Consider the following 9,389-nt stretch of genomic DNA (forward strand, 5'->3'; position numbering starts at 1 on the left):
AATAGCGCGGCACAGGGATGTGCCGCCATTGGCGCAAGTCAATGCGAGCCCGCGAAATACCAGCCATTTCGCACAATGGCGCCCGTATTTCGCGGGCGGCAATCAAACAGGTCAGGACGACCTGTTTGATTGCCGGGTTAATAATATTCAGCGGGGCGCCCAAAACTTTTGCCACGGCGTCGGTCAGGCAGTATGCTGGAGCGGGTCTGAACGGGCCGTCGGTGGAACCACGGTTTGCCTGTGGCACATCCAACAGAACATCTCTCGCCGGCGAGCCCCCTTTTTCACAAGGCAAATGTAACTATTCCCGTGACAGCGGGTATTCGTCCCCATAGGCTTGCCAACAGTCTGCCCTGGGCGCCGTGGCCGCAAGGGCGCATAAGGGTATTCCAACGGATGGTGCTCAAAGATGGGGCGTTTTCCCCTTGCAGGGGAGCGCCAGGGATGAGGGTGGTCACGTGCAGCTTGGTGCGCTCGTCAGGCGTTTCACCCTCACCCTGACCCTGAGGTAAAGGGGTATGAGTGCTTCAAACGCCGTTTGGAACTGAACAGCAACACGGTACACTCGTGGGACTGTCAGGGCCTGGGACATCAACAGCGACTTGGGAGGATCATCATGGCCACTCGCCATCATCAGCGCCGGCTGAGCCGCCGGCTGGGCAAGGTAGATCGCGCTGGGAGGGAGGCCGCGCCTGTTCAAACGCCAAGGACGCGCAAGGGCTTGAACACGTGCTTGTCACTGGCGGCCTTGTTCCTGGGTTTGATCACAATGGCCGGGATGGCACGGGCGGATTTGAGTGTGGCCAGCCTGACCCAATCCGGCGACCCTGTGCTGCTGGGCTCACCGGTGACGTACAGCCTCACCGTGTCGAGTAATTCGGCAACCGGTGCGCCGGAATTTTTGTCGGTGGACATCAGAGACAGCAGCGGGACTTCCCTGACGCCCCAAAGCATGCCTGCCATGAATTCGACGGGTTGTGCGTGGGACGGCTTGTGGTTTTGCAGCGATGTCCTTCCCGGGCAAGCCGTTACAGTGACATTCACGTGGACGCCCCCGGCGGGTAACAGCAATTTGACGTTTACCTTGGGCTGCTCACCATCGTGCGGTGGCGGTTCGGCGTCCATCACCACCCGCGCCGGACAAGCCCCCAACGCGGCGGATGATCCGGGCAACACCACCCCCATGAACACCGCGATTGCAATCGATGTGTTGTTGAACGACAGCGACCCGCAAAATTCGCCCCTGAGCGTAGAACGGTCCATCAGTCCGCCGCCGGCCAATGGGACGGCGGAGGTGAACCCGGACAACACGATCACTTACCGCCCCAAGCCGGGTTATACGGGCCCGGATTCGTTTGGGTACACAATCCGGAATGCTTTGGGGTTTGGTGACGCTGCCACCGTATCGGTCAACGTCACGGTCCCCGCCCCGCCCCCGCCCGTCGCCAATGACGACAACGCCGTCACCCCGCCCGGTACTGACGTGCTGATTCCCGTACTGGAAAACGACAACGGGCAGGGCCTGCCACTGTCGCTGGACAGCGTGACCCAGCCTGCCAATGGCACAGCAAGCATAGGCACCGGCGGCATCAGCTACACGCCCAATGCCAGCTTCGTCGGCACCGACAGTTTCGTGTACCGGGTGAGCACCACCAGCGGCTCGGACAGCGCCACGGTAACCGTTACCGTCTCAGCCGGCTTCGTCGCCAAGCCGCTGGCCGTCAACACCACCAGCGGCAAGCCGGTGGTGATTGATCTCGTGGCCAGCAACAGTGGCGCCGTGGCTGCGGTGATCGCGTCACCACCCCAAAACGGAACCGCTGTATTGAAGAGCGATGGCACGGTGACGTACACACCCAAGGCTGATTTTACCGGCAAAGACAGTTTCGATTACACCGTCAGCGACGGCGACGGACAAAATGCGACGGGCACTGTAACGGTAACCATAACGGCCGGCTTCATTGCAAGCACGGTAAACGCCAACGCCCGGAGCGGCCAGGCCGTGGTCATTGACCTCATCGAAAGCAACAATGGCGCCGCGGCGGTTGAGGCCATCGGCACGCCCCGAAACGGGACCGCCGCCTTGAACACGGACGGCACGGTGATCTATACCCCCAGGCCGGGTTTCGCCGGGGTGGACAGCTTCGACTACACCATCCGTGATGGCAGCGGGAGGACCGCCACGGGCACAGTGAGCGTGTCAGTGAGCACCGCCGCGCAAACGGCGACGCCCACCGATCTTGCTTCGCTGCCCGGGCTGACGGACCAGCAACTGGCGGTGGCGCAGGTGATGGATGGGGTTTGTGCGGCGGTGGAGACGGGTGAGCTGGCGCAGCACTGTGCGGCCATTGCCGGCATGTCGTCTTCCGACCAGACAAACGCCCTGGACCAGCTGGTGCCGGACCAGCTCCATTCCATGGGCACCCAGTCGGTGGAGGCCACCACTACCCAGCTTGCCAATGTGAAAGCGCGGATGCTGGAGCTGCGCGGCGGCGGTCTGGGCCTGTTGTCCCTGAGCCGGTTGCGCCTGGCCATCACCGGTACCAGCGTGCCCCTGGGGGCGCTGGCCCAGGCCGCTTTGCAGCAGCAGGCTGCCGATGACGGGGATGCGGCGGTGACGCCCAGCCCGCGTTTCGGTGTGTTCGTGAACGGCCGCATCAATCTGGGTGAAAAAGCCACCACCGGCCGCGAGGTGGGCTTCGACTTCAGCACCCAGGGCGTGACGCTGGGGATGGACTACCGTTTCAGCGACCGCTTCTTCATGGGCGGTGCCCTGGGCTACGCCGCCGGCAGCGCGGATTTCGACGTCAACGCCGGTGAGCTGGACACCCGCTCCACCAGTTTGTCGGTGTACGGCAGTTATTACCAGTCCGAGCGGTTCTATCTGGATTGGATGTTGAGCGTGGCCCAAAGCGACTACGAGCTGAACCGTACTATCGTGTTCTCCGGTGTCAACACCGTGGCTACGGGCAAGCCCGACGGCAGTCAGTACGGTGGGGCCGTGAACTTCGGCGCCGACTACCACCTGGGCAGCGTGCTGCTCAGCCCCTATGCCCGGCTGGAATACGTGGCCGCCACGGTGGACGCCTACACGGAATCGGGCGGTTCCGGCTTTGCCCTGGCGGTGGATGAGCAGACCGTGCGCTCCCTCACCACGGCCCTGGCGCTGCGGCTGTCCCGCACCCACAGCCTGCGCTGGGGGGTGCTGGTGCCGGCGCTGCACGCGGAGTGGGAGCACGAATACAGTGACGACAGCCGCGACATCCGGGCCCGCTTTGCCAATGCACCGGGGGCGGGCAGCTTCACGCTCACCACTGACAATCCGGATCGGGATTACTTCAATCTTGGCGCCAATGTATCGGCGGTAACGGCGGGCGGCAAAGCCTTCTTTCTGAGCTACGAGGCGGTGTTGGGCCAGGCCAATATGCGTAATTCCACCATCGAGTTCGGTTTCCGGGCGGAATTTTGAGGCGGTCAGGATAAGCGCGGCCACTCCCGGCCGCGGATGGCTTTGCAAGCGCGCTGGCGCATCCGCCTGCGCCCCCCTTTTCAAAGGGATGGTGCGGGGATTCGCCGTGTCGGACCCGGTTGATCGGCCAACGTCATGGTTTGTATCCGAGGGCCCGGCACGCGCTGCCGGGTCCGTCCATCTGATGAGAAACGCGAACTAGAGCATGTCCCCGGGATCCACGTCCAGGGACCAGCGCACTTTGCGTCCCAGGGGAAGCGCTTCCACTTCCGGCAACCACTGACGGAGAAAGCGGTGCAGTACGGGCCGCAGCTCCGCCTGCAGCAACAATTGCGCGCGGTACCGCCCGGCGCGTTTTTCCATGGGAGCGGGGACCGGACCGAGCAGGGTGACTGGCGCATGCCGCCCCAGATCTGCCGCGGCTTGTAAAAAGCGCATGGGTGCTTGCGTGCCGGGGGCTTCGGCGCGCAGCAGGGCCAGGTATGAAAAAGGCGCCAGCGCGGCCAGGCGGCGCTCGTCCAGGGCCGCCTGGGCGTAGGCGCCATAGCCCTGGGTGAGCAGGGTGCGCAGCAGGGGATGGTCGCTGTGGTAGGTTTGGATGATCACTTCACCGGTCTGCTCGCCGCGCCCGGCCCGGCCGGCCACTTGGACGATGAGCTGGGCCAGGCGTTCGCTGGCGCGAAAATCGGCGCCGAACAGGCCCTGGTCGGCGTTGAGCACGGCGGCCAGGGTGACGGCGGGCAGGTGGTGGCCCTTGGCCAGCATCTGGGTGCCCACCAGGATGCGGGCGGCGCCGCTGTGGGCGGCTTTGAGCGCCCGCTCCAGTTCGCCCTTGCGGGCCGTGGTGTCACGGTCGATGCGGGCGACAGGGGTGCCGGGGAAGTGTTGCGCCAGGGCGCTTTCCACCCGTTCGGTGCCATGGCCCAGCAGTTTCAGTTTTTCGCCGGCGCACTTCGGGCAGTGCCGGGGGGCGCGTTGCCCGGCGCCACAGTGGTGGCAGCGCAGGCGCTGCTCGCTGTGGTGATAAATCATGCGCGCATCGCAGTGGTGGCACTGGGCCAGCCAGCCGCAGCGGGGGCAGAGCAGCACCGGGGCGTAGCCGCGGCGGTTGAGGAACAGCAGAACCTGGTTGCCGCTGCTCAGGTGCTCGTCCATGGCTTTGAGCAGCGTGGGAGAAAGCACACTGTCGGGGTTCAGGCCGCGCATGTCAGCCAGGCGCAGCCGCGGCGGGCGCGCATTCCCGGCCCGGTGGGGCAGGCGCAGGTGCCGGTAGCGGCCCAGCGCGGCGTTGTGCAAGGTTTCCAGGGCCGGGGTGGCGGAGCCCAGCACGACGGGGATGCCCAGTTGGTGGGCGCGCCACACGGCCACGTCGCGGGCGTGGTAACGGAAGCCGTCCTGTTGTTTGAATGAGGGGTCGTGTTCCTCGTCCAGAATGATGAGGCCCGCCCTGGCCAGGGGCAGAAAAACGGCGGAACGGGTGCCGATGATGACCGCCGCCGCGCCACTTTTCGCCCCCAGCCAGGTGGCCAGGCGCTCACGCTCGGAGAGACCGGAGTGCCACACCGCCGGCGGGCCAGGCAGGCGCTGGCTGAAGCGCGCCAGCAATTGGGGTGTGAGGGCGATTTCAGGCACCAGCACCAGCGCTTGTTTTCCCTGCGCCAGGGTCTGGCGGATGGCGTGCAGATAGACTTCCGTTTTGCCGCTGCCGGTAACGCCGTCAAGCAAAAAGGCTTGATAACGTCCGGCGGCCTCTTCGATGGCGGCCACGGCCGTGGCCTGTTCGGCGTTGAGTGACACCGTCGGCGCCACTTCGGCCCGGGGCGCCCCGCCAGGCGGGGGCGCCGCCTCGATCCAGCCCTTCTCCCGCAAGCCGGCCAGGGTCTTGCGCCAGCTCCCGCCCCCGGCCACCCGCAAGGCACTTTCGTCAAGACCCCGGCCGGGTTGGGCGGCCAATGCGCTCAAAAGCGCCGCCTGGCGGGGCGCCCGCTTGAGGGTGTCCGGATTCACTGCCGCACCGGCGTCGCTCAGCCGCCAGCGCAGCGGGGACGCGGGCAGCACGGCGGGGCGGCCCTTGCGCAAGGGGGCGGGCAGCAGGAGCTGGAAGACCTCGCCGACGGGATGATGGTAGTAGTCGGCGGCCCAGCGGGCCAGGCGCAGCAGCTCGTCGGGAATGAGGGGCGCCTTGTCCAGCAAGGCCGCGGCGGGGCGCAGGCGCCGGGGCTCGATGTCGCTGTGCCCGCCCCGGGCCACCAGCACGGCCACGGCCTGGCCGCGTCCAAAAGGGACCCGCAAACGACAGCCGGGTTGGAGCTGGTCCCGCTTGATGCCGGGCGGCGGCAGATAGTCGAACAGGCGCCGCAGCGGAGTGGGCACGGCGAGTTTGAGAATGAGGGTGGGATCGGCCACGGTAATTTAGGCGCGTGAACTGCGCTGGAAGACGAACATTGCCATCCAAGTCATTGCTGCATCGTGGTTTTGCCGTTTATCCACAAAAGCTGTGGATAACTATGTGTAAAACGTGCCGGTAAATGCGCCCGGGGCCCGTATTTTCTGGCACCAGCTTATTTTGGTGACAAAATGCTCGAAATAATAAACCGATAAAAATCAGACACTTGATGTACCAGATCGGTGCGCCGCCAAAGTTTTGTCGCAGTTTGGGGGCGGCCCGGACTGGCCCCCCCGCTCGTGTGCATAAATCTTGAGGGCGCTAGTCGGTGTTCGGCAAATGTCAAGGGCGTTGTCCAGTTGTCAGCGCATGAGGGCGCGCATTCCCCGGCAGCGCCGCACCCTCAAAACGGCTTCACCGCCACCAGGATCACGATGACAATGAGCAGCAGCACAGGTAACTCGTTGAACCAGCGATAGAACACGTGGCTGTGGCGGTTGCGGTCATGCTTGAAGTCCGCCAGCAGTTTGCCACTGTAAACGTGGTAGGCGATAAGCACCAGCACCAGCATCATTTTCAGATGCAGCCAGCCGCTGGCTGAATAGGCGGTCCAGGCATAGTCGAATAACATCCACAGGCCGAACAGGACGGTGAGCACGGCGCCGGGGGTCATGATGCCGAAATAGAGCTTGCGCTCCATGATTTTGAAACGCGCCAGGCTGACGGCGTCGTCGGCCATGGCGTGGTAGACGAACAGGCGCGGCAGGTAAAACAAGCCGGCAAACCAGGTGACCATGAAAATGATGTGGAAGGCCTTGACCCAGACCATGATCCCGTCCTTTCCGCTTGCAGGGAGGGGGCAAGGATACTGAAAACCCTGCTTTCACCCAAGAGACTGGCGATAAGCGCTCTCGATATCCTGCCGGGTGAGCAGGCCGTAGACGCGGCTGAACAGGGGGGCGGTGGTTTGGCGCACGTAGAGGGCGTCGGCCTGGCTTTGCTCCAGCAGGCTGTGGGCTTCCTGCAAGGTGGCGCGCAGGTCGATGGGCAGGGCGCGCAGACGCCGGGCGGGCAGGGCCAGCAGGTCCACCACCTCGTGCTCCTTGTGCCTGCGCTGGGTGAGCCAGCGCGCCAGGTCGGCGGCGGCCAGGGCAGTGCGCTCCTCCCCCTCGCTGTCCACCAGCAGCCACTGCGGTTGCCGTTCCAGCACAGCCCGGGCCTCGGCCGTGGTGAGCGTTTGGGGACAGGCGGCCAGGCGGGGGTTCATCGCGGCGGCGGCGCCGATGCGGCACAAAGACTGGGTCAGGGGGTCGGCGCGGTAGTCCATGCCCCGGGCCCGCAGCAGCTCCAAAAACACTGAATCTTTGCCAAACAGGCGGAAGCTGGTGAGGTCGGCGATGATCACCGCCAGCATGCCGGCCATGATCAGGTTGGGATTGCCGGTGAGTTCCAAAATGGCGGTAAGGGCCGCCAACGGCGCCTGCAACGTGGCGCCCATCATGGCCACCATGCCCAGCATGGCATAGATCGCCGGGGAGGCCACCACCCCCGGTGCCGCCCATTCCAGGGCCGCGCCCGCCAAGGCACCCGCCATGGCGCCAATGATCAGAGTGGGTCCGATCAGTCCGCCGGGCAGGCCCAGGCCGATGCCGGCGGTGGTGGCGAGCATTTTAAGGACCAGCACGGTGACCAGGGTCGTCACGCCCAAGTGGCCCAGCAGGGTGGCGCTCAAGGTGTCGTAGCCGATGCCCATGATCTCTGGCGCCGGCAGGGCGCACAGGCCGGTGATTGTCCCGGCCAGGGTCAAACGCCACCACAGGGGCCGCCCGCTGGCCTGGGTGGAGAAGAATTGCAGCAGCTGGATGTAGGTGGCAGCCAGGACGCCGGTGAGCAGGCCCAGCAGGGCCACCAGGGCCAGCTCGCCGGTGGTGCCCAGCTCGGCGGTGGGCACGCTGAGAAAGTGTTCCTTGCCGAATGCCAGATGCAGTAGGGTGGTGGCGGTGACGGCGGCCAGGATCACCGGGGCGAAACCCGCCACGGTGTATTCCATCATTACCACCTCCATGGAAAACACCACCCCGGCCAGGGGGGTGTTAAAGGAAGCGGCGATGGCCGCGGCCACACCACAGGCCACCAGGGTGCGCAGGCTGTTGTTGGGCAGTTCCAGGCCCTGCCCCAGAAGGCTGCCGGCCGCCGCCCCCAGGTGTACGCCGGGGCCTTCCCGCCCCACGGAATGGCCGCTGATGATGGCCAGCCCCGCGCCCACGAATTGCAGCAAGGCGTTTTTGAAGGGCAGGCGGCCCTGGAAATAGGCCAATCGCTCCATCACGTGCACCACGCCCACTTGGCGCGCGCCGGCGGCTGCGGACTGGAAAACAAGGCCGATCAACAGCGCCCCGGCGATGGGCAGGGCCAGCCGCACTACGGCGGGCAGGGATTCATAGTCTTCCGCGCCGCCCCCCGGCAACAGCAGCCCTTGCGTCCCTTCCACCACAAAGCGGAAGGCGATGATCACCAGCGCGGCCAGGGCGCCGGTAAGCACCCCCATAACGCCCAGCGCCAGGAGCGCCCGCGGGGCGGCCAGATGAAGGCGCAGGCGGTGCAGCGCATCATGCAGGGCTTGGGTGAGGGCGTCGATCATGGCTCCACAGAGGGTTAACGGGTTGCCAGTGTATCGTGCGCGGGGTGGGGGTGACTTGAGCCGGGTGGAATCAAGTGCGGCCGGCGGTGGCGGGAAGCTTGCGCCACAGCAGCAGGCGGTTGTTGGCGGGCATGGCCACGTCGCGGTCCAGAACCAAGCCGGCCTTTGCCGCCAGGGTGTTGACGGCCTCGAAGTCGCGGATGCCGCTCAGAGGGTCGCGCGCTTTGAGCCATTGTTCGAAACGCGCGTTGCTGTCACTGGTGAAGCGGCCGTCGTAGTTGAAAGGACCGTATACCGCCAACAGGCCGTCCCGGTCCAGCCGCGCTCCCACGCCGGCGAAAAAGTTCTCCACCAGCGCCCAGGACACGATATGCAATACATTGGCGCTGAACACCGCGTCTGCCTCCACCTCCGGCCAGCTGCCTCTCAGATCAAGAGGCCAGGGACCCCGGGTGTTGGGCAAACCGGCCTCCTCCAGCCAGGCGCGGATACCCTCATGGTGCGGGGGCAAGTCTGCCGCGTGCCAGGTCAAATGGGGCAGGGCGGCGGCGAAGTGCACGGCGTGCTGACCGGTGCCGCTGCCGATTTCCAATACCGCACGCCGGTCCGCGAAAAGCTCACGCAAGAGCTCCAAAATAGGCGCCTTGTTGCGCTCGCAGGCCTCTGAAAAGGGTTTGGGCGGGTATTTGGTCATGGCGGACATCTCTGTAGTGCGTTGCTGGTGACAGCCATGATAGCGCGGCGGGAGGTGAATACCGCACACTGCGTGCGTGAGTGCTGCACTGCCCGCTGCTGCTCTGTTCTCTAACATGGTCCCCGAGTTCGCCGCTGCGGTGGCGGTCTCAGCGAGAGACCCAGGCATTCAGTCATAACACGAGTCAAGGAGATCATCA

5 protein-coding genes are annotated in these 9,389 nt (G+C 65.3%); 1 reads left to right on the forward strand and 4 read right to left on the reverse strand.

Translation table 11 applies throughout. The features are described 5' to 3' along the window. The first annotated feature begins 616 nt into the window (after window positions 1–616). On the forward strand, window positions 617–3,469 hold the full coding sequence (locus ENJ19_00935) for a tandem-95 repeat protein (GenBank protein HHM04292.1): 2,853 nt from the start codon (window positions 617–619) through the stop codon (window positions 3,467–3,469). Between the two features lie 198 nt (window positions 3,470–3,667). Here ENJ19_00935 and ENJ19_00940 read toward each other — a convergent pair whose 3' ends face one another. The 4 genes from ENJ19_00940 to ENJ19_00955 form a co-directional block, all read right to left on the reverse strand. Further along, window positions 3,668–5,875 carry a primosomal protein N' gene (locus tag ENJ19_00940; protein ID HHM04293.1) on the reverse strand — a complete coding sequence of 736 codons (2,208 nt, stop codon included), beginning with the start codon at window positions 5,873–5,875 and terminating at the stop codon, window positions 3,668–3,670. Between the two features lie 383 nt (window positions 5,876–6,258). Further along, window positions 6,259–6,684: a protoporphyrinogen oxidase HemJ gene (hemJ, locus tag ENJ19_00945; protein HHM04294.1), complete on the reverse strand. Its 426-nt coding sequence runs from the start codon at window positions 6,682–6,684 to the stop codon at window positions 6,259–6,261. 54 nt (window positions 6,685–6,738) lie between these two features. Then, window positions 6,739–8,496 carry a chloride channel protein gene (locus ENJ19_00950; GenBank protein HHM04295.1) on the reverse strand — a complete coding sequence of 586 codons (1,758 nt, stop codon included), beginning with the start codon at window positions 8,494–8,496 and terminating at the stop codon, window positions 6,739–6,741. 70 nt (window positions 8,497–8,566) lie between these two features. Then, the gene (locus ENJ19_00955) at window positions 8,567–9,190 is read right to left on the reverse strand and encodes a DUF938 domain-containing protein (GenBank protein HHM04296.1); all 624 of its coding nucleotides are present in this window, start codon (window positions 9,188–9,190) and stop codon (window positions 8,567–8,569) included. Window positions 9,191–9,389: the final 199 nt, after the last annotated feature.

This window comes from Gammaproteobacteria bacterium, assembly GCA_011375345.1.
Taxonomy (GTDB): Bacteria; Pseudomonadota; Gammaproteobacteria; order DRLM01; family DRLM01; genus DRLM01.